Source organism: Nocardia panacis, from assembly GCF_003598715.1.
Lineage (GTDB): Bacteria > Actinomycetota > Actinomycetes > Mycobacteriales > Mycobacteriaceae > Nocardia > Nocardia panacis.
On record NZ_QZFU01000016.1, the window covers coordinates 782,866 to 802,548 of the forward strand.

The 19,683-nt window shown below is 65.6% G+C and carries 19 protein-coding genes; 8 read left to right on the top strand and 11 right to left on the bottom strand.

Annotated elements, in window-relative coordinates; all coding sequences use genetic code 11:
* Positions 1 to 3: 3 nt before the first annotated feature.
* The 5 genes from dnaB to rpsF all read right to left on the bottom strand — a co-directional run bounded on the left by dnaB (position 4) and on the right by rpsF (position 4,610).
* Entirely contained in the window at positions 4 to 2,280 is a 2,277-nt protein-coding gene (dnaB, locus tag D5S18_RS11795) for a replicative DNA helicase (RefSeq protein WP_239003683.1), read from the bottom strand.
* Positions 2,281 to 2,897: 617 nt separating this feature from the next.
* Positions 2,898 to 3,353 carry a 50S ribosomal protein L9 gene (gene rplI, locus D5S18_RS11800; protein ID WP_120039859.1) on the bottom strand — a complete coding sequence of 152 codons (456 nt, stop codon included), beginning with the start codon at positions 3,351 to 3,353 and terminating at the stop codon, positions 2,898 to 2,900.
* A gap of 20 nt (positions 3,354 to 3,373) precedes the next feature.
* Positions 3,374 to 3,625 carry a 30S ribosomal protein S18 gene (gene rpsR, locus D5S18_RS11805; RefSeq protein WP_120039862.1) on the bottom strand — a complete coding sequence of 84 codons (252 nt, stop codon included), beginning with the start codon at positions 3,623 to 3,625 and terminating at the stop codon, positions 3,374 to 3,376.
* Positions 3,626 to 3,682: 57 nt separating this feature from the next.
* On the bottom strand, positions 3,683 to 4,225 hold the full coding sequence (locus D5S18_RS11810) for a single-stranded DNA-binding protein (RefSeq protein WP_120039864.1): 543 nt from the start codon (positions 4,223 to 4,225) through the stop codon (positions 3,683 to 3,685).
* Between the two features lie 97 nt (positions 4,226 to 4,322).
* Positions 4,323 to 4,610 carry a 30S ribosomal protein S6 gene (gene rpsF, locus D5S18_RS11815; RefSeq protein WP_120039865.1) on the bottom strand — a complete coding sequence of 96 codons (288 nt, stop codon included), beginning with the start codon at positions 4,608 to 4,610 and terminating at the stop codon, positions 4,323 to 4,325.
* 226 nt (positions 4,611 to 4,836) lie between these two features.
* Here rpsF and D5S18_RS11825 point away from each other — a divergent pair, with 226 nt between their 5' ends.
* From D5S18_RS11825 to D5S18_RS11840, 4 genes are all read left to right on the top strand, one after another.
* On the top strand, positions 4,837 to 6,201 hold the full coding sequence (locus D5S18_RS11825) for a glycosyltransferase family protein (RefSeq protein WP_120039867.1): 1,365 nt from the start codon (positions 4,837 to 4,839) through the stop codon (positions 6,199 to 6,201).
* A gap of 81 nt (positions 6,202 to 6,282) precedes the next feature.
* The gene (locus D5S18_RS11830; RefSeq protein WP_147403933.1) at positions 6,283 to 6,789 is read left to right on the top strand and encodes a hypothetical protein; all 507 of its coding nucleotides are present in this window, start codon (positions 6,283 to 6,285) and stop codon (positions 6,787 to 6,789) included.
* A gap of 26 nt (positions 6,790 to 6,815) precedes the next feature.
* Positions 6,816 to 7,934, top strand: coding sequence for a sensor histidine kinase (locus D5S18_RS11835; RefSeq protein ID WP_147403934.1), 1,119 nt, complete (start codon positions 6,816 to 6,818; stop codon positions 7,932 to 7,934).
* A 76-nt stretch (positions 7,935 to 8,010) separates the two neighbouring features.
* Entirely contained in the window at positions 8,011 to 8,667 is a 657-nt protein-coding gene (locus D5S18_RS11840; RefSeq protein WP_120039874.1) for a response regulator, read from the top strand.
* 193 nt (positions 8,668 to 8,860) lie between these two features.
* Here the strand turns inward: D5S18_RS11840 and D5S18_RS34435 are convergent, their stop codons facing one another.
* Genes D5S18_RS34435 through D5S18_RS11860 form a run of 4 tightly spaced genes read right to left on the bottom strand, consistent with a single transcriptional unit; the run spans position 8,861 to position 11,754 of the window.
* Positions 8,861 to 9,244 (bottom strand): hypothetical protein, encoded by a 384-nt coding sequence (locus D5S18_RS34435; protein ID WP_147403935.1) that lies wholly within the window; start codon positions 9,242 to 9,244, stop codon positions 8,861 to 8,863.
* A 34-nt stretch (positions 9,245 to 9,278) separates the two neighbouring features.
* The gene (locus D5S18_RS11850) at positions 9,279 to 9,794 is read right to left on the bottom strand and encodes a hypothetical protein (protein ID WP_147403936.1); all 516 of its coding nucleotides are present in this window, start codon (positions 9,792 to 9,794) and stop codon (positions 9,279 to 9,281) included.
* 41 nt (positions 9,795 to 9,835) lie between these two features.
* Positions 9,836 to 11,458, bottom strand: coding sequence for an alpha/beta hydrolase (locus tag D5S18_RS11855; RefSeq protein ID WP_120039881.1), 1,623 nt, complete (start codon positions 11,456 to 11,458; stop codon positions 9,836 to 9,838).
* Complete coding sequence (locus tag D5S18_RS11860) at positions 11,455 to 11,754, bottom strand: hypothetical protein (RefSeq protein ID WP_120039883.1); 300 nt, start codon at positions 11,752 to 11,754, stop codon at positions 11,455 to 11,457. Before D5S18_RS11860 ends, D5S18_RS11855 begins: the two co-directional genes overlap by 4 nt.
* Before the next feature lie 780 nt (positions 11,755 to 12,534).
* Here D5S18_RS11860 and D5S18_RS11865 point away from each other — a divergent pair.
* Positions 12,535 to 14,274 (top strand): cutinase family protein, encoded by a 1,740-nt coding sequence (locus D5S18_RS11865; protein ID WP_120039885.1) that lies wholly within the window; start codon positions 12,535 to 12,537, stop codon positions 14,272 to 14,274.
* A 173-nt stretch (positions 14,275 to 14,447) separates the two neighbouring features.
* On the opposite strand, the gene D5S18_RS11870 is transcribed toward D5S18_RS11865, so the two are convergent.
* Positions 14,448 to 15,698 (bottom strand): cytochrome P450, encoded by a 1,251-nt coding sequence (locus D5S18_RS11870; RefSeq protein WP_120039887.1) that lies wholly within the window; start codon positions 15,696 to 15,698, stop codon positions 14,448 to 14,450.
* Positions 15,699 to 15,920: 222 nt separating this feature from the next.
* Here D5S18_RS11870 and D5S18_RS11875 point away from each other — a divergent pair, with 222 nt between their 5' ends.
* From D5S18_RS11875 to D5S18_RS11885, 3 genes are all read left to right on the top strand, one after another.
* On the top strand, positions 15,921 to 16,805 hold the full coding sequence (locus tag D5S18_RS11875; protein WP_120039889.1) for a DMT family transporter: 885 nt from the start codon (positions 15,921 to 15,923) through the stop codon (positions 16,803 to 16,805).
* A 49-nt stretch (positions 16,806 to 16,854) separates the two neighbouring features.
* Positions 16,855 to 17,478: a class I SAM-dependent DNA methyltransferase gene (locus tag D5S18_RS11880; protein ID WP_239003684.1), complete on the top strand. Its 624-nt coding sequence runs from the start codon at positions 16,855 to 16,857 to the stop codon at positions 17,476 to 17,478.
* Between the two features lie 135 nt (positions 17,479 to 17,613).
* A complete protein-coding gene (locus tag D5S18_RS11885) occupies positions 17,614 to 18,948 on the top strand; it encodes a WS/DGAT/MGAT family O-acyltransferase (RefSeq protein WP_120039891.1) in 1,335 nt (444 codons plus the stop codon).
* A 66-nt stretch (positions 18,949 to 19,014) separates the two neighbouring features.
* Here the strand turns inward: D5S18_RS11885 and D5S18_RS11890 are convergent, their stop codons facing one another.
* A complete protein-coding gene (locus tag D5S18_RS11890) occupies positions 19,015 to 19,566 on the bottom strand; it encodes a TetR/AcrR family transcriptional regulator (protein WP_120039893.1) in 552 nt (183 codons plus the stop codon).
* Positions 19,567 to 19,683: the final 117 nt, after the last annotated feature.

Below are 19,683 nucleotides of genomic sequence, written 5' to 3' on the forward strand. Positions count from 1 at the left end.
GATTCAGCCTCGGGCCATGTCCACGAAGCGGCTCAGGTGAAGTTGGTGGGCGACGGTGATGGTGGCGGTGGGGCCGTTTCGGTGTTTGCCGACGATCAGGTCGGCTTCGCCGCCGCGGGGGTCGTCGCGTTCGAAGGCGTCGGGGCGGTGCAGCAGGATGACCATATCGGCGTCCTGTTCGAGGCTGCCCGATTCGCGCAGGTCGGAGACCATGGGGCGTTTGTCGGTGCGCTGTTCGGGGCCGCGGTTGAGCTGACTGATGGCGATGACCGGGACCTCGAGTTCCTTGGCGAGGAGTTTGAGGTTTCGGGAGAAGTCGGAGACCTCCTGCTGGCGGGATTCGACTTTCTTGCCGGAGGTCATCAGCTGGAGGTAGTCGACCACAACGAGTTTCAGGTCGTGGCGCTGTTTGAGGCGGCGCGCCTTGGCCCGGATCTCCATCATGGTGAGATTCGGTGAATCGTCGACGAACAGTGGCGCCTCGCTGATTTCGCTCATCCGCCGCGCCAGCCGCATCCAGTCGTCGTCGCTCATTCGCCCGGATCGCATATCCCCCAGCTTGATCTTCGCCTCGGCCGAGAGCAGGCGCATCACGATTTCGGTGCGACTCATCTCGAGGGAGAAGATGACGCTGGCCAACCCGTGCTTGATCGAACAGCTCCGCATGAAATCCATACCGAGGGTGGAGTTGTGGGTCGGCACCATCGCGGGACCTGCGAGGTAGAGGTGGTCGGGATTGTCGACCTCGACGCAGCGCACGGGGACACTGTCGATGCGACGCACCTCGACGATGCGGCGGACATCCGACGGCGCGGCACCGGACCCGCGATGCTCCTTGTGCGACAGCGCTTTTCGATACAGGCCGAATACATCGTCCTCGGTCGCGAAGGTCAATGTGTGTGCGGTGGAGGAACTTTCGGCTCGGCTGGTGGACAATAGGCAGCTATAGCCGAATCCGACAATCAACTCGCGCACCTCGAGGGCGAATCGCCGATCGGTGGTCGTGAACCGCACCGACCCGCCGTCGGTGACCGTGCCGCCTGCATCGAGCAGCCCCGCGAGCAACGCCCTGCGCTGCGCCTCGGACCCGCGCAGGTATGGCAGCGGAATATGCTCGCGCTCCAGCGCACCGGCGTTGTCGAGGTCGAATCCCTCGGCTTCGATCCGAATCAGGATCTCGGGATCGCGCGTGTCGCCGCCCAACCACGCGCCGAGCGCGTATGGCGGCGTGGGCAATTCGCCTGCGGGAAGTTGGAGCGGGCGAGTGTTCGCGACGACATGGTCGCGGCCCATGGTGCGGGCGATTTCGGCCGTGGTGCGGACAGCGGCGACGGTGCGCCGCTTCCGGTCGGCAGCGCGACCGCCGTCGGTCTCGGTGCGCCACTGATGCTGTTCGTCCGCGACGAGCACTGTCCCATCGGAGAATTCGACCTCGTAGCAGGGACGCCCGTACATGATCCCGGTCGCGGCGACGACGCGGGTGACGCGGCCGTCGGCGTCGAGGAGTTCGGCGCCGACGCGAACCTCACCCATGGTGGTCCAGCCCGTCGGCGTCGGCAGCGGGGTGTCGAGCGCCAGCGCCTTACCGACACCGGGTCGCGCCGCGACGATGATCATCTGGCCCGGATGCAGTCCGTTGGTGAGTTCGTCGAGTTCGGTGAAACCGGTGGGGACGCCGAGCGAGATACCGCCCCGGCTGGCGATGGAGTCGATCTCGTCCATGGTCGGTTGCAGGAGTTCCTCGAGGGGGAGGAAATCCTCGCTGGTGCGGCGCTCGGTGACCTCGTAGACCTCGGCCTGGGCGCGGTCCACCACCTCGGCGATGTCCTGCCCGTCGGCGCCCGCGTAGCCGTATTGGACGATGCGGGTGCCCGCCTCCACGAGGCGGCGCAGAATCGCCTTCTCCGCGACGATCTCGGCGTAGTAGCCCGCGTTCGCGGCGGTGGGCACGGTTTGGGTGAGGGTCACCAGGTACGGCGGACCGCCGATGCGTTTGAGTTCGCCGCGCCGATCGAGTCCGGCGGAGACGGTGACCGGGTCGGCGGGTTCGCCGCGCCCGTAGAGATCGAGGATGGTGTCGTAGATGGCCTGATGCGCCGGACGGTAGAAATCACCGGGGCGGAGGGCCTCGATGACGTCGGCGATGGCGTCCTTGCTCAACAGCATGCCGCCGAGGACGGATTGTTCGGCCGCCATATCGTGTGGCGGCTGCCGCCCGAAGTCCTCGCCGGGCGGTTCGGGGGGGAAATCCGTGCGTCCACGGTCATCGGTGGTGGTCACCAGGCTCGACCGTCCTCTCTACCCCACGATCGGGTTGCACCCATCGATGAACCCGTTGTACCTCGCGGCTACGACATTGTCGCCGACCCGAGCCGGCAAACGCCCTGGCACGCGCCGAACGATGCGGTGCCGGTGGCTGTTCGACGACAATGCGACGAACCTAGGCGACCGGATGCGCGGTCGCCAAACCGGTCTGTGCACATAGCTGTGGATAAGTTGGGGACTGTTCACCGAACCGTGTGCACCCCCTGTGGACAACTTGGGGAAAACCCTGCTCATCCCAAGGAGTTCCGCAGATAGATGCGGCATTCTCGGCCGGTGCGCGTGTGGATAAAGAAAGGTGCGGCGTGTCGGCCAAGTTGAACGGCCGGGCGTGTTGGATTGAACAGCTTGCCACGAGCCTATGAGCCGGATCACATGGCGGCCGGTCGGTTCTCGTAGTCATCCACAGGTCGAATAACCGGAGGTAATACGACCATTCGACGCGCCGTGATCTCCACGACATGCCGGGAACCACACGCAAGCAAACTGTCAGCTACCGCACGAATTCCACCGAGAAAATGCGCAGCCGAAAGCCACTCTTGCCGAAAACAAGAGTGGCTTCGACCGATACCGAACTAGCCGGCCGCGGCGACCGAAAGATCGACCTTGGCGACCACATCGGGGTGCAGATGCACCGCGATACCGTGCTTGCCGATCGTCTTGATGTGCGCCTTCGGCAGCTCGATGCTGCGCTTGTCGACGACGGGGCCACCCGCCGACTTGATGGCCGCGGCGACATCCGACTGGGTCACCGAGCCGAAGAGCTTGCCGGTGCCCGCGGTCTTCACCGTCAGCGCGACGCCGGTCAGCGCCTCGATGGCCTGCTTGAGCTCATTGGCGTGATCCAGATCGCGGACCCGGCGGGCTTCCTGCGCCCGACGAATGCCCTCGACCTGCTTCTGCGCGCCCCGGCTGGCGACAATGGCCAGCCCGCGCGGCAGCAGGTAGTTGCGGCCGTAGCCGTCCTTGACCTCGACGGTGTCGCCGGGGGCGCCGAGGTTGTCCACATCTGCGGTCAGAATCAACTTCATGGTGTGTGCGCCTCCCTTGCTCAGCGAGCCGTCGACACGTAGGGCAGCAGCGCCACCTCACGCGAGTTCTTCACGGCGATGGCGATATCACGCTGGTGCTGCACGCAGTTGCCGGTGACGCGGCGGGCACGGATCTTGCCGCGGTCGCTGACGTACTTGCGCAGCAGCGTGGTGTCCTTGTAGTCGATCGAGACAGTGCCGGACTTGCTCTCCTTGCAGAAGGTGCAAGCCTTCTTCTTCAGCACCTTTTCGCGCGCGGGCGCTTTAGGCATGGTGTTCTACTCCGTAAGTTCTTGTGGCCCGAAATATTCGGGCCGGTCAGTGCCGTCTCAGAACGGCGGTTCGTCATCCATGCGGCCGCCCCCGAAAGAGCCTGCCGCGGGCGCATTGCCCCAAGGGTCGTCCTCGACGGGGCGGGAGCCGCCACCACCGCCGGTGTTGTTGGCGGGCGCGTATCCACCGCCGCCGCCACCGCCCGAGAAGCCGCCGCCCCCACCACCACCGCGACTGGTCTTGTTGACCTTCGCGGTGGCGTAGCGCAGCGACGGGCCGACCTCGTCGACCTCGAGCTCGACGACCGTGCGCTTCTCACCCTCGCGGGTTTCGTAGGAGCGCTGCTTGAGTCGTCCGCTCACGATCACGCGGGAACCCCTGGTCAGACTCTCGGCGACATTCTCGGCCGCCTCGCGCCAAATATTGCAGCGCAGGAACAGCGCCTCGCCGTCTTTCCACTCGTTGGTATTGCGGTCGAATACGCGCGGAGTGGACGCGACGGTGAAATTCGCCACCGCAGCGCCTGCGGGCGTGAATCGAAGTTCCGGGTCGGCCGTCAGGTTTCCGATGACGGTGATGACCGTGTCGCCTGCTGCCATATTGGGTTCCTCCTGCTAGGTGTGCGGTCCGCGTCTCGCGTGTCGCGCTAGAGCCTAGAGACAGGCACCGACGCGCACGAGGCCGCGAGCCTCGCACTCACTTGTCGTGGCGCAGAACCTTGGTGCGCAGCACCGACTCGTTGAGACCGAGCTGGCGATCGAGCTCACTCACGGTGGCGGGCTCGGCGGTCAGATCGACCACGGCGTAGATGCCTTCGGCCTGCTTGCGGATCTCGTAGGCGAGACGACGGCGACCCCAGATGTCGACCTTGTCGATCTTGCCGCCATCGGTGCGAACGACGCTGAGCATATTGTCGAGCGACGGACCGACGGTGCGCTCGTCCAGGCTCGGGTCGAGGATGACCATCACTTCGTAATGACGCACGGACCAATCACCTCCTGTGGACTAGGAAACGGCCACGGACGGTCCGTGGCAGGAGGGTCGTTGCGTCAGCAACCCGACAAGGCTACATGAACGCCCGGTGAGCAGCGAAATCGATCCCTTTCGCGGGGGACTACCGGCATTGGACCCCACCGGGCTCAGGGCCTGTGTCGAAGTCTCATCCGGCGCATCCGAATGAGACTTCGACACAGGCCCTAGTGTGGTGCCCATGCCGACCGGACCCGCCGCCGCGTTCACCGGGCGAGACTCGCGGCGCGCACTGCTGGCCGCGGTCGCGGTGCTGCTCTGCGGGTTGACCCTGGCACTGGCCTACGCGAACAAGGCGCGCTGCGCGGGTGCGCCCTTCGAATCGGACGGGCGCAGCACGATATTCGATCGGATCAAGGATTCCGACGTCTGCTACTCCGATATCCAATTCCTCTGGATCGGACGCGATATCGACCGCCACGTCTTCCCGTATGTGGACGGCGACATCACCGAGGACGGACAGCTCGTCGGCGGCGCGGTCGAATATCCGGTGCTGAGCGGATTTCTCATGTGGTTGGGTGCGATCGGATCGGCGACCGACGCCGAATTCCTCGCCCACTCCGCACTTCTGCTCGCACCCTTCGCCCTTTTGACCGCGTGGATGCTGGCCCGGCTCGGCGGACGGGCGGCACTGCTGTGGGCGGCCGGTCCGCCGCTGGTGCTCTACGCCTTCCACAATTGGGAACTGCCGGTAGTGTGCTCGGCGGTCGCAGCCATCTACGTGATGACGGTCCCGACCCGATATTCGCTGCGCGCCAGGGGAATCGCGGCGGCGGTGCTGCTCGCACTCGGCTTCTGCCTCAAGCTCTATCCCGGCATCTTCGTGCTGCCGCTCATCGCCTACATCTATACCGGCGGCCCCGGCCGAGCGCGAGATGTGAAGGGCGCGGCGATGACCGCCGCCGCGGCCGCCGGGACCGTTGTCGCGGTGAATCTGCCATTCGCGGTAGCCGGATACGACGGGTGGCGCGCCTCGATCACCTTCCAGCAGTTGCGTCAGGCCGATATCACCACCAATTCCATTTGGTACTGGGGGTTGCGGCCGCTATTCGCCCCCGATGCCGAGGGAGAGGCGGCCTTTCAGCATGTCGTGTCGGTAGTCTCTCCCCTGCTGGTGCTTTCGTCGTTCGCGCTGGCGATGTGGTTGGGATGGCGACGATTCGGCAGCACCGGCGAATTTCCCTGGCTCGGGGTGAGCGGGGCGATGCTGTGCGGATTCCTGCTGCTGCACAAGGTGCATTCACCGCAGTACACGCTCTGGTTGGTGCCGTTCCTGATATTGCTCGCGGTGCCGTGGCCGCTCATCGCGGGATACCTGGTGGCCGACGCCGCCATCGGGATCGGCGTCTTCCGCTACTTCTACGTGCTCGGCTCCGGGGCGCCGGGGGCCGAGCAGATGGAAGCGGTGGTGCAATTCGGGGTGTGGGGGCGAGCGCTGCTGCTCGCGGTGTTCTTCGTGGTGTTCCTGCGGGTGCCCGCGCGCGGCGTGCGACCCGATCCGCCGCCGCTGCCGCGCTACGATCCGGGCGAACTGGTCCCCGTTTGAGCCGGGTGGAGCGGCCGATTCCACCCGCGCTCCACCCTCGGGTGGTGCTGTCGCACACGGCGAAAGCGCAGGGTAATGGGTATGAACCAGCAGAACCTGCTCACCGCCGTCGCCGTACTCGCCATCCTCGCCTGGATCATCTACCGCCAGAACCAATGGCGCGCCTACGATCCGGCGCGCATGTGGCGCATGCCGCTCATCCTCGGGGCGATCGGTGCGTTCATCTTCCTGCGGACCACCCAGTTGACCGACCTGAGCACGCTCGACATCACACTGCTGGTCTTCGAGGGCGCGCTGTCCCTCGCGATCGGGGCGACCATGGGTGCGATGTCGCGCTTCGGGCGGGACCGGCAGGGCGGCCTGCTGGTGCGGACCGGTCCTGCGGCATCGGCGCTGTGGTTGGTGCTGATCGTGGTGCGGGTCGGCATTGATATCGCCGCCGTCGGCCACGGGGCGGCGGCGGTCACCTCGACCGGGGCGATCCTGGTGCTGCTCGGGGTGAACCGGATCGGGCGCATCGTGGTCATCACCCGGCGCAGCGAGCGGTTGACCGGGGCCGAGCCGCTGGTGCCGACCGCCGCGCGGTGACGGGGCCGGGTGTGGATACTGTCCGCATGGTCGAGCGTGCGCCGGGACCGACGGGGCTGACCAGGCTGGTGCGCCTGGTCGGCCTCGTCGGCACGCTCAGTTTTCTGCGCCACACCGATCTGAGTGTGGTCGTCCTGGTGCTGGTCGGTGCGGGCGCGGCGGCGTGGCTGGTGTGGGCGGTGATCCCGGCGCGGTGGCCCGGAATCGATCACGGGGCGCTGGTGGTGCTGGTGCTCTGCGGCGGGGCCACCGTCGCCCAATTCGACGGATCGGCGGCCATGGCGCTGGTCGCGGTCTTCGTGGCCTTGGCCGTACAGCGATATTCGATCCAATTCGGTGCGGTGATCGCGGTTTTGGCGGCCGTCGCTGTCAGCGGTTCCGCACTGGTCGCGGGGATGTCGTTGCCCAAACTGCTCGGAATACTCGGGGGCGTGGCCGTGGTTTCCCTACTTGCCCTGAGCCGTAGGCAGTTTCGGGTCACCGCCGAACAGAACCGACTGCTGGTGGCGCAGAGCAGGCAGATTCGCGACGAGCGTGATCGGGCGGCGGCGCTGGCCGAACGCGGCCGCATCGCACGCGAGGTCCACGACGTTCTCGCCCACACCCTGGGCGGTCTGGTGCTGCAACTCGACGCGGCCGACGCCCTGCTGGAGGCGTGCCAGACCGGACGTGCCGCCGAAAAGGTGCGCTCCTCCAGGGAATTGGCCGCCGCCGGACTCGCCGACGCGCGCCGCGTGGTCGGCGCGCTACGCGCCGAGAGCATCGATCTGTCCACCGAACTGGAAGCTCTCGCCGCGCAACACCGCGACTCCGGTGGTCGGGCGCGACTCCGAATCGAAGGCTCCACCGACCATCTCGGCGAACAACTCGCCCTGGCGCTGCAGCGCGCCGCCCAGGAATCCCTCACCAATGCTCGAAAGCACGCCCCCGACACGGAGGTGACGCTGCACTTGCTCATCACCCCCGAAACGGTCGCGCTAACCGCGACCAACTCACTGCCCAACCGGACCGGACTGCTCTCGGCCACCGGACTCGGCGCCGGACTGCTGGGTATGCGCGAACGCATCGGCGCCTTGGGCGGCACTGTCGACGCCGGAAAGGTGGGTGACACATGGTCGGTGCGCGTCTCGGTCCCGCGCCGATGAGCATTCCGCCCGCTTCCGCCGCGCCTGCGAAGGTCGACCCCGGAATTCCTCGGATGCCGGAAAGGAGCGCGGCGAGGTGAGTGATGGTGCGGGGCAGCGGATTACGGTGGTGGTCGCCGACGATCAGACCATCGTTCGGGAGGGATTGACCACCGTTCTCTCGTTGCTGCCCGATATCGAGGTCGTCGGCGAGGCCGCCGATGGCGCCGCGGCGGTGGAGTTGGTGGCGCGGCACGCGCCGAATGTGGTGCTGATGGATTTGCGCATGCCGGTGCTGGACGGTGTCGCGGCAACGGCGGCGATCGCGGCCGCACACCCCGAGACGGCAGTCCTGGTTCTGACAACCTACGCCGACGACGAATCCATCGCGGGCGCCCTACGGGCAGGAGCTCGCGGCTACCTGACCAAGGATGCGGGACGCCGCGAAATCGCCACGGCGATAAGGGCTGTCGCAGGCGGTCAAGCAACCTTCGCCGCCGAGGTCGGGCAACGACTGGTCGCCGCCCTCTCCGCCCAGCCCGCCACCCCTAGCGCAGTCGAATTCGGACTCAGCACAAGAGAACTCGACGTTCTGTCGCTAATTGCCAAGGGCCGCAACAATTCCGAAATCGCAAAGGAACTATTCATCGGCGTAAGCACCGTCAAGAGCCACGTCAATTCACTGTTCGCCAAGCTCCAAGTCCGTGACCGCGCCCAAGCAATAACCCAAGCCCACCGAATGGGCCTCGGCTGACCCTCACCTCAACGGCGGATCGGGAAGCGCCGCACCGCAATCGCGACTTTCGCAGGCACCACCTGCGGTGGCGAAGCCGACCTGATCGTCGGCAAACACCGAAACGGTCCCACCGCCACCATCACCGTCGCCCACCAACCCCACCTGAGCCGCTTCGTGGACATGGCCCGAGGCCGAAATCTCAGCCCTGGACTCAGCGGTCGAGCCAACCCTGGCGGTTGCGGTCGGCAAAGTACTGGTCGTCATCTTCCTCGAAGTTCCGCTGCTGCTGGACATTTTCGGTCTCTCGCCGCGCCTTGTTCGCCTCGACGAAGGTCGAGGTCGCTTCGAAACTCGGGTCGGCGCGTAGTTCACGCATGGCGTCGTCGAACCGGGGTTGCTTGTCGAGGATCGCCGCTTGATAGGCGGCGAGGATGGTGGCCTCGTCATGGACGGTGATCGAGAGCAACCTGTTCTCGGCGTCCACTGTCACGCGAATGCCGTTGACGACGCCGACACCTCGGATCTGCTGTAGGGCTTGTTGAGCGCGTTGCACTTTCGCGCCTAGTTCATCGAAATTATTGTGCCTTATAGACATTCATCGAACCTTTGTCGAATCCGGTTGCTGGGGTTCAGGATGCTGGTTTGATAGTTGTCGGCTGGGGCGTTGTCGCGCCCAAGCCTTCGTACGGGAAGCACGGTGAGGCTCCCGTGACGCTCAGCCAACCATCGCCCAACTCAGAATCCCGCAGAATGAAGGAGTAGTGGTCCAGGGTGGCTAAACCGGCAATTGTTGTGGTGGCCTCGGGATCCAGCCTCCAGCCCCAGTTTGTCCAGGTACGTTGCAACAAAGCGAAGGTGCCGGCGACCTGCCCGTGGGGGACTCCGACTACCCAGTAGCTTGCCTGAATCTGGTGAGGACCGCGTTCCTGGTACCCGTCATAGCATGGCACCGGCCCTGCCGGTTCGAGCGGGGAACCGGGGTCAGGTCTGTCGGATTGCATCGAGAATCCGAGCCCGGTGGCGTCGGCCGTCTTCTGCAGATAACTGAATATCTGTTGACGGGCAGCTTCTTCCGTGAGTGAGTGGTCCACTGAGTTTGTCTCCTTGCGTGTGCCGCATCCGGCCGCGAGCAGCGTCATCGTCACAGTCGTCACGACAGTGAGCGCTCTGAGCCACATATTCGGCATCATTTCATCGACGGGTTGCGGCCAGCGATGATGTCGCCGAGATTGACCAGGGACTTGCAGGGCTTGCCGTTGTTGATGTCCCAGTACTGACTGTGCGCGTCGAGGCTGTAGTCCACAACAGGGGTGGCATGACCGGGATCAGAGGCGAAGGTCTGCGCTCCGAATTCCGAGGTCATCGGGTCCGCACCATACGGTTCCAATGCCACGGCGATGTCGATGGCATCGTTCTCCGCTTGGGTCGCAAATATACGTTTCGCCACCTGATCCTGCGGGACACCCGTCAGGTGGAAGTCAGAGGCGTGGTCGACTGTCGTACCGGGGCTGGCAACCAGCGCCACCGAATCGGCGTTGAGGGTGCGCCCGTGGGCGGCGGCATCACCGGTCAGGGTTGTGCCGTAGCTGTGGGCGACGATTGAGTTGTACGACGGAATACCGTTGTGGGTGGCCCGCAGACCATCCTGAAACCGATCGAGTGACGCCGCGCCCGCATCGGCATACTTGACGTTCGATGCGTCATCCGGATCATTATCGAACGGGTTGAGTTGCTGTCCGAGGTTCACCGGATCGGGCGGCGCGTCGTATCCGAACCAGGCGACCACCGCGGGGTTTCCGGCACCGCTGATCATGGCGGCATCGCGCATGCGCTGGCACCGCAACATGTCACCGCCCATCTTTGCCGGCTTCGATCCTGTACCGGGCACATACGTCGACACATGGTCGGCGGCATCGGGATTGCCGATCGCAATGGCAGTATGCGCATTGCGTCCTGTCTGGGTATCGAGCAACATCAAATACCGGTCGGGTCCGTTGACGCCGGCCGCGATGGTGCGAAGATCGTCGAGTTTACCTTTGACAGCGGGATCACCTGCTTCGGCGCGCGCCAGTTCGTCTTGGAGCTTCAACCGGTTGTAGTGGTCGCGGTCGGCTACCGGCAGACCGTCCCGGTTGCCGAGATACTGATCGTGTTGGAACAGTGCGTCTTTCTCGGCCGGGGTCAGAGTCTCCCACAATTCGCGCAACTGCTTCGGATCGGTCGGCAGTTGCCGCGGATCATCCACATAGCGTTGTATCTCGGGTCGGATCGCGACATCCGGTGTCTTCTCGTAGTTGCCGAGGAGTTGGAGATCATCGGAGATCGCGTTCGCCGCCAGGTTTTCGGTGTCGATGAATTGGGTGAGCAGGGTCTTGATGCGTGTTTGGAACCCGGCCGCGTCACTGTCGAGGTTCTGCTGGAGGGCAGCGGCGGTGACGTCGTTGCCCGGAACCTTCGGCGGGGTCACATTGCCCAGTGGGTCCACCGCCATACCCTTGGGTGGCAACTCGACGTCGAGGATACGGATCAACGCAGTCCGATAATTGTCGAGTTCGACTCCTCGAGTGGTGAAGTGGTCGGCCAGTGTGACAATCGTTTCGCTGAGATGGTTGGCGGCAAGCTTGTTCGACATCTTGCGAACCGACACCGACGCAGCGGCATCCCCCTCCCAATGGTCCATCGCGTTGTCGACCGAGCGGTTCATCTGCTCGACCGCCGCAGCGAAGGTATCGTCGTTCGACATCAGCCTGGCCGCGAAGGCCAGCATCGACCGCGGATCACAGCCCCGTACATGATCGATCGTTGTCATCGGCCCTGCTCACCGGAGAGATACTTGCGCAACTGCTCGGCGAAGGCCTGATCCACTCCGTCATAGGTCAGCACGGCGGCCTTCGTCGCCTCCGACATCTGATGAAAGTTCCCGGCCATCAACCCATAGGCTTTGCCGACCGCTTCGGCGACTCGGCCGCCAAGATCCTGGATCGGCGAGTCGGGCATCACGAGCGTCGGTTCGATTCTGATCTGTTCGATCTTCTGCGCATGCCCGGCAAAATCGCTGCTGAGGCGATGCAACACGTCCAAGTCGGCCTTGAGCATATCGGCCATGATGAGCCCCCTAACAAGAATAGTGCATTCCACAAACGGATGCCGAACTAGCGAAACCCGTTCCCGCCCAAGACATCATCGCACAGTTGTCAGTAGCCGCAGCAACTCGCGCACGCACTCGAAACGACAGAAACCTTGCTGGTCAGCAGGACCTCTCGAACGGAAAGCACGGTTGCTGCGTGGCAAACGGCCGCGCAGGAACAACGGCCGACGGCACGACGGTGGTGTGGAACGGCCTGTCGGAAGACCTCACGTGGGTGAGGGTCAGCACGACCAACAGGATGACCGCACCACCCAGAAGCGCCCCCAGTGCCCACAGGATCGGCGTGGGCGATGTACTGCGGGAGCCGTGAAAGTACGGGGACCTGCATCGACCCCGCCGGGGAGCGCGGCGGTCGGTGAAACGGCCGTACGAACCCACGCAATGCCCTCCCAACGAACGTCCGCTTCGAGAATGCTGCTGTACAGCCTCATATCCCATGACGGAAGTATGGGGTACGAGACCGACACGATCAGCGAGTCGCGGTGTCGAAGTAGGAGCCGCCCCGAAAGCGATTGACCACAGTGGATTTCCGACGAGCGGTGATCCATTCCACTCAATAGCAGTTGTGCAGGATTTTGCCAACCATTAGGGGGCGCACCCGCATTAGGGGGAAAGCCCTAAAGGATCCGGGTTCGGGTAACGAGGGGTAGATCAGCCGCGACGTCCCCGATGACAACTTGGGCCTGCGGGGGAAATGACCCGCGGGGCTCATCCGTTGATGGAATGGGGATCTGGACATGGCATTTCGCCAGTTCTTCGCGCAGCCGCGATATCGCATCGCCACCGCGCTCGGCGCGCTGACCGTTTTGGGCACGGTGGCGGGTGTCGCCGCGGTGTGGACGCCGTCCACACCGCAGGCGAGCACACCGACGCAGCTGCGCGCTTCGGTGACCGAATGCCATGACATGGTGACCATCTCGGTCGCCGGTCGCGGCGACACTCCGTCGGCGGCGACGACGAAACTGCTGGTCGGACCCAATGGTGAGGAGTTGCCCGCCGCGCTGTCTGGTGATCACAGCAGCCACTGGGTGGATCCGGTGGTCAACGCGCCCGCCGACCAGGTCGGTCCCGGCTCGTACGCGGCGGTGTACATCGCGTATCCGGCGAATATGGCCACCTACGAGGATTCGGTGAATGCCGGTGTCACCAATACCGAGCAGGTGATGCGGGAGATCTCCAAGGCGTGCCCGGCCACCAAATTCTCCATCGTCGGCTACAGCGAGGGCGCGGATGTGGTGCGCCGGGTCGCCATGCAGATCGGTCATCAGCAGGCCGACAAGGACGGGAAGTACGGCATCGTCGACCCGTCCGGTGTGGTGGGTGTGGTCATCCTCGCCGACAGCGGGCGCAAGGCGGGGGAGGGGCCGTTCATCGGCGCGAAGGATCCGAATCATCCGGATGGTTTCGATCAGCGCTACCAGGACGGGACCAAACCGGTCGCCGGTCAGGGCGCGCTGCCGGGCAATAGCGGTGATTTCGGTTCGTTGAACGGTCGTATCGCCTCGTTCTGCTCCGATGGGGATCTGACCTGCTCGGCGCCGCAGAATATCTCGCTGCTGCAATTGGCGGTCAATGTCGGCAGGCAGGTCAACGCGGACGCGCTCGAGCGCGACGGCTTGAATCCGGCGACCGGCCAGGATGTGGCGGTGACCCTCGGTCGCATCGCCATGGCCGCCTTCGCCGATATCGCCGCGCAGCCGAACTGGATGCAGAGCGACGAGACGTTCCTGCAGGTGCTGCTGCGGGTCTCGGATCCGGCCTACAAGCCGGGGCAGGCGCCGAAACCCGCGGTCAAGGCCGACGCGATCGCGCAGAACGATATGTCGCCGCTGGCCTACCTGCCGCAGAAGGTCTTCAATGAGATCGTCGGTTTGATCGTGACGAATCAGAACACGATCCCGGTGATCCTCAGCGACCCCTATCAGCAGACCCTCGGCCCGAATGCCACCGGACATCACTTCGACTACTGGCGCGATGCCGACCCGGCCAATGGCAAGCCGCTGACCTCCGCCGAGTACGCGGCGGCCTGGCTGACCCACCTGGCGAAGGAAGCTCAGGCGGGCAAGAAGATCGACGCCAATGCCAAACCGCAGCAGACCGATGTCGAGGCGGTGTACAAGGCGGCGGCCGACGCGTCGGCCCCGAAGGATCAGCCGAGCAAGTCCGCGACCGCCACGCCGACGGCCCCGGTTCCGGCCAAGGCCACGACTACCGGTTCGGCTCTGCCGACCACCGTAGCGCCCACCGGATCGGTCCAGCCGACCACCACGGCGCAGGCTCAGCCCACCACGACGCAGCCGGGCGGACAGCCGACGACGACGCAGGCCCAGCCGACGACGACGGCACCGCAGTCCACCACTACTGCCCCGTCCGCCGCGCCGATCGCGACGGCCGCGCCGACGACAACCCAGGCCCGGCCGACCACGACTGAGGCCCAGCCGACCACCACCGGCGCCGCACCGACCACCACAAGGTAGCGGCACCCCACCCCCGCGCACCGTCGGCCTCCCGGCCGACGGTGCGCGGTCGTCTGTCGACCTCGCCCGGTCGAACTCCGCACGCACCGCCGATCACCTCGCGTCGGCGCACAGAACCGCCGGACGCGATGCGACCGAACAGCACGCCGAAACGCTTGACCTCTCACCGCGTTTCACGGCAGCGGCAAAGGCGCCGACGCCGGAAACCGCACCGGCAACCCGGTCAGCGCCCGATGAAACGGTCCGGGCCGCCACGCCAATTCCTCGGGCCGCACCGCCAACTCCAATTCCGGTATCGCGTCGAGCAATTGGTCGATCGCGTCCTGCGCGATCAGATAGGCCATCGAACTGGCCGGGCAAATGTGCGGGCCTGCTCCCCAGGCCAGATGCGCCCGATTCCCGGCATGGGCCCCGGTCCCGATCCGGGGATCGGTATTGCAGGCCGCCATGCTGATGACGACCGGCTGGTGAGCGGGCAGCCAGACACCCTCGATCAGGACGGGTTGTTTGGGGAAGCTGATGCAGAAATTGGCCATGGGCGGGTCGTTGAAGAGGACCTCGTCGACGGCGTCCCTGGTGGAGAGGCTGCCGCCGAGAACGCTGCCGCCGAAGCGCTCGTCGGTGAGGATGAGCAGCAAAGTGTTGCTGATGAGGTTCTGCTGGGGTTCGATGCCCGCGCCGTAGAGGGTGGCGAGTTGGTGCACCATCTCGGTGTCGTCGAGGGCGGCCGGGTGCCGCAGCATTCTGGTGGTGACGTCCTCGCTCGGGTGGGCGCGTTTGTGCAGGGTGAGTTCCAGCAGCGCGTCGACGAGCATCTTGTTGCCGGGACCCGCGTCGACCCCTTCGAAGATGGCGGCCATCCCTTTGGCGGCGCGCGCGGCGATCTCGTCCGGACAGCCGAGCATGGCGTTGAGCACCGCGAAGGCGAGCGGAAAAGCGTACTGGCGCACCAGATCCGCCGATCCGTCGGCGCAGAAATCGTTGATGAGGGGGATGGCGAGCCGCTCGATGGTGCCGTGCAGACCGAACAGGTCGACTCCGTCGAAGCCCGCGGTATTGGTCTGGCGGTACCGCGCGTGTTCGGGGCCTGCGTTGCGCAGGGCGTTGGGTCGCCATTGCATCATCGGCAGCACCGGGCACTCGGGCGGGATGTCGCGCTGCCAGGTGCGCGGGTCGGCCGGGAAGTGGTCCGGATCGTTGAAGATCTGGACCGCGACGTGGTAGCCGAGCACCAGCGTCGCGGGTACGCCGGGCGCCAGCTCGACGGGCGCGAGGGATCCGTAGTGGGCGCGCATCCCTCGATACGCGGTGTGCGGGTCGGCGGCGAATTCCGGGGTGTACAGGGGGACCCTGGCGACGTCGGTGTCGAAGGGCGAACTCGGTGCGACCGGGCCGGACTGGCCGGGCGCGGACGGTGACGTCATGCGAAACTCCAGGCGGTCGAACGACTTTGCCCCGTGAGCGTAGACAGTCGCCGACGCGTCCCGCACCGAATTGATCTTCCGTACTGGGACGTCGGGTTCGACGCGAATAGCCGGCGTGCACGGATCGTTGTGTCCTGGCATGGGGATATCTCGGCGCTATTCATGGGACGACAAGGGTGGAAGGCTGGTGGCCATGCCCGACTGGACAATTGGAGCCCCGCGATGACCAGGCGCGGCTGGACGCTGTTTTTGGCCATGGGCGTGATCTGGGGCGTGCCCTACGCCATGATCCGGATCGCGGTGCGCGATCTGGACCCGCTGACGGTGGCTTTCGGCCGCACCGCGCTGGCCTCGGCGATGCTGCTGCCGATCGCGCTGTATCGCGGGGAACTCCTTGTGGCCCTTAGGCGGTGGCGTCCGCTGCTGGCGTACACACTCGTCGAGATCACCGGGCCGTGGCTGCTGATCGGGTTCGCCGAGAAGACGCTCAACAGTTCCACGGTCGGTCTGCTGCTGGCGGCGGTGCCGCTGATCGCGGTGGTGTTCGTGACGGTGCGTGGACATGATCGCGTCGACGGCCGCCGGGTGCTGGGTCTGGTGGTCGGGTTCGCGGGTGTCGCGGTGCTGGTCGGCTTGGATATCGATCTGTCGAATCCGGCGGCGATCGCGGCTATCGGGGTGTCGGCGGTGGGCTACGCGATCGGCCCGATCCTGATCAATCGCACGCTCGCCGATCTGCCGACCTTCGGCGTGGTGACGGGTTCGCTGCTGTTGGCCACGGTGATCTACGCGCCGTTCGCGGCGTGGCACCGGCCCGTCCACATCACCGCGCCCTCGGCCTGGTCGGTGCTGGGGTTGGCCGTGATCTGCACGGCGGCCGCCTTCGTGGTGTTCTTCGCGCTGATCGCCGAGGTGGGGCCTGCCAGGGCGACGGTGATCACCTATATCAATCCGGCGGTGGCACTGGTTCTCGGTGTGCTCGCGCTGGGCGAACCTGTCACCTTGGGCATTGTCATCGGGTTCCCGCTGGTGATCGTCGGATCCATTGTCGGCACCGCGAAGGCGAAACAGGCCGCGCACGCCGAGCCTGCGCCGGTGCCCGATTGAGTCGCGACGGCCATTCGCCCGGCGGTGCCGCACCCGGCATGATGGGCGGGTGAGCGAACCGGCCGATGTGTCCACCACCCGAAACGCCTACGACGGGGTCGCCGAGATCTATGCCGAGATGACCGCGAATCTCATGGCGTACAAGCCTTTCGATCGGGCGATCTTCGCGGTCTTCGCGGAGTTGGTCGGTGCGGGTCCGGTCGCCGATATCGGCTGCGGGCCGGGCCGGGTCACCGCGCATCTGGCCGAACTCGGACTCGATATCTTCGGGATCGATCTGTCGCCGCGCATGATCGAGTTGGCGCGGGAAAGGCATCGGGGTCTGCGTTTCGAGGTGGGGTCGATGGAGCGGCTGTCCATCGGTGCGGCGGAGTTGGCCGGACTGGTCGCTTGGTATTCGATCATTCACCTTCCGCCGGAACGGGTTCCCGCCGTCCTCGCCGAATTCCACCGCGCGCTGCGACCGGGCGGCTTCGCACTGCTGGGCGGATTCTGTTCCGAGGATTCGGTGCGGCCCTATGACCACCGCGTCACCACGGCCTACCGCTGGTCGCCGGATCTGCTCGCCCGCGCGCTGACCGAGGCGGGTTTCACCGAATACGCCAGACTCACCCGCCGCGCCGAGGCGGACGAGCGCTCGCCGCATATGTACCTGCTGGTAACAAAGGATTGACGATTCGCGCCGCGCGGGATCGTACGGCCGGGTAGATTTGGCACCATCGCGCAAGAATTCTCGCCGCGCGGGCCGTCCGACACCGTCGTCGATGCACTCTGCAGACTCCCACCACGCCGCCAGGGGGCGACCATCATGGAGTTCGTTTCGCCGATCGATGCCGTATTCCTGCTCGCCGAATCCCGCGAGCATCCGATGCATGTGGGCGCGGTGCAACTATTCGAGGCCCCCGAAGACGCGGGTCCCGATTTCGCCCGACGCACCCACGAAACCCTGCTGGCCCAAAGGGCATTCGATCCCACCTTCCGCAAGAGGCCCGCAAAGCTCTGGGGCACACCGCAATTGGCGTGGTCCGCGGAGGAGGAAGTCGAACTCGAATACCATCTGCGGCACAGCGCCCTGCCAGGTCCCGGCCGCATCGATCAATTGCTCGAACTGGCCTCCGGCCTGCACAGCACACTGCTGGACCGGCACCGCCCGCTGTGGGAGATCCACCTCATCGAGGGCGTCGGCGGGCGCTTCGCCGTCTACGCCAAGATGCACCACGCCCTGATCGATGGGGTTTCCGCGCAGCGCCTGCTGCAACGCACCCTCAGCGCGGATCCGACCGATACCGAGATCCGGGTGCCCTGGCACCTACCCCGCAGGCTGCGCACCCCGCACGGCCGGTCCGGCCTGGCCCGAAAGGTGTTGTCGGCGGCCCGTTCCGCACCCACCGCGCTCGGCCTGGCCCGCGATGTCCTGCTGCGTCAGCAGTTGACGCTGCCCTTCGCCGCGCCGCGCACCATGTTCAATGTGCCGATCGGCGGAGCGCGCCGCTGCGCGGTGCGGTCCTGGCCGCTGGAGCGGATCCGCCAGGTGCGCAAGGCCACCGGCGCGACGGTCAACGATGTGGTGCTGACCATGGCCGCGGGCGCGCTGCGCGCCTACCTGCTCGAACATCACGCCCTCCCGGACTCCTCGCTCATCGCCATGGTGCCCATGTCGCTGCGCGAGGAGGACGACAACCAGGACTGCGGCAATAAACTCGCCGCGATCCTGTGCGATCTGGGTACCGACGAACCCGATCCGCTCACCCGATTGCAGACCATTCGTGCCTCGATGCTGCGCAGCAAACAGGTCTACGCCACGCTCTCGCCGCGCCAGTCGATGGCATTGTCGGCGCTGATGCTCAGCCCGCTGGCGTTGAGCCTGCTGCCCGCACTGCTCCCGCTGGCGAATCCGCCGTTCAATATCGTCATCTCGAATGTGCCGGGTCCGCGCGAACCGCGCTATTGGAATGGCGCGCGTTTGGATGCGTCCTATCCGATGTCGATCCCCTTCGACGGCCAAGCCGTGAACATCACCCTCACCACCACCGCCGACAATCTGGATTTCGGCATTGTCGGGTGCAGGCGCAGCGTGCCCGGATTGCCGCGGCTGCTCGATCATCTGGAGTCGGCGCTGGTCGAACTCGAGGCGGTCGGCTAGCGAAATCCGTTGCGGCTCAGGCGAATGAGCATCATGCCGCGAGCGGAGGCGAAGACGGAGCTCATCTCAGGACACCCTGGCGATCAGCCCCGGACCCACCAGTTCGGTGAACCGCTGATACGCCTGCTCTGCCGTGACGGGCGGATCGGCCTCGGCGATGGCGCCGAGCAATCCGACCACACCCCAGGCCAGGAACGTGATGGTGCTGGATAGTTCGACCTCGTCGAGTCCGAGCCGCCCGGATAGCTGTTCCGTGAGGATCTCGGCAACCATGCGCTGGGTGGCGCGTAGTAGCACGCCGCTGCTTTTGCGCCCCAGCAGCGCCCGGTACACCTCGGGATGTTCGGTCGCCAGGCGGAACAGGGTGGCGATGGGTGCGAGCGGTTCGGCGCTGGCCCGTTCCGAGCGGGCCGCGATCACCGCCGCGCGCAGATATTCGCCGCTGCTCACCAGGAGCAGGTCGTCCTTGTCCCGGAAGTGGGCGTAGAACGTCGAGCGTCCGACATCGGCGTGGGCCAGGATGTCGCGCACGGTGATTCGCTCGTAGCCGCGTTCCAGCATCAATTCGATCAAGGCGCGATGCAGCACGCTCTTGGTCCGGTGCACCCGCCGGTCCATGGTCCTCCCAAACTGTTCCCCGACCGGGACGGTCGGTTCGTTCCACGGGGAACCAACCGCATCGCTCCGGTTCTTCCGATGCCTCCTCCGATCGCGCACACCTGACCGGAAATGAAC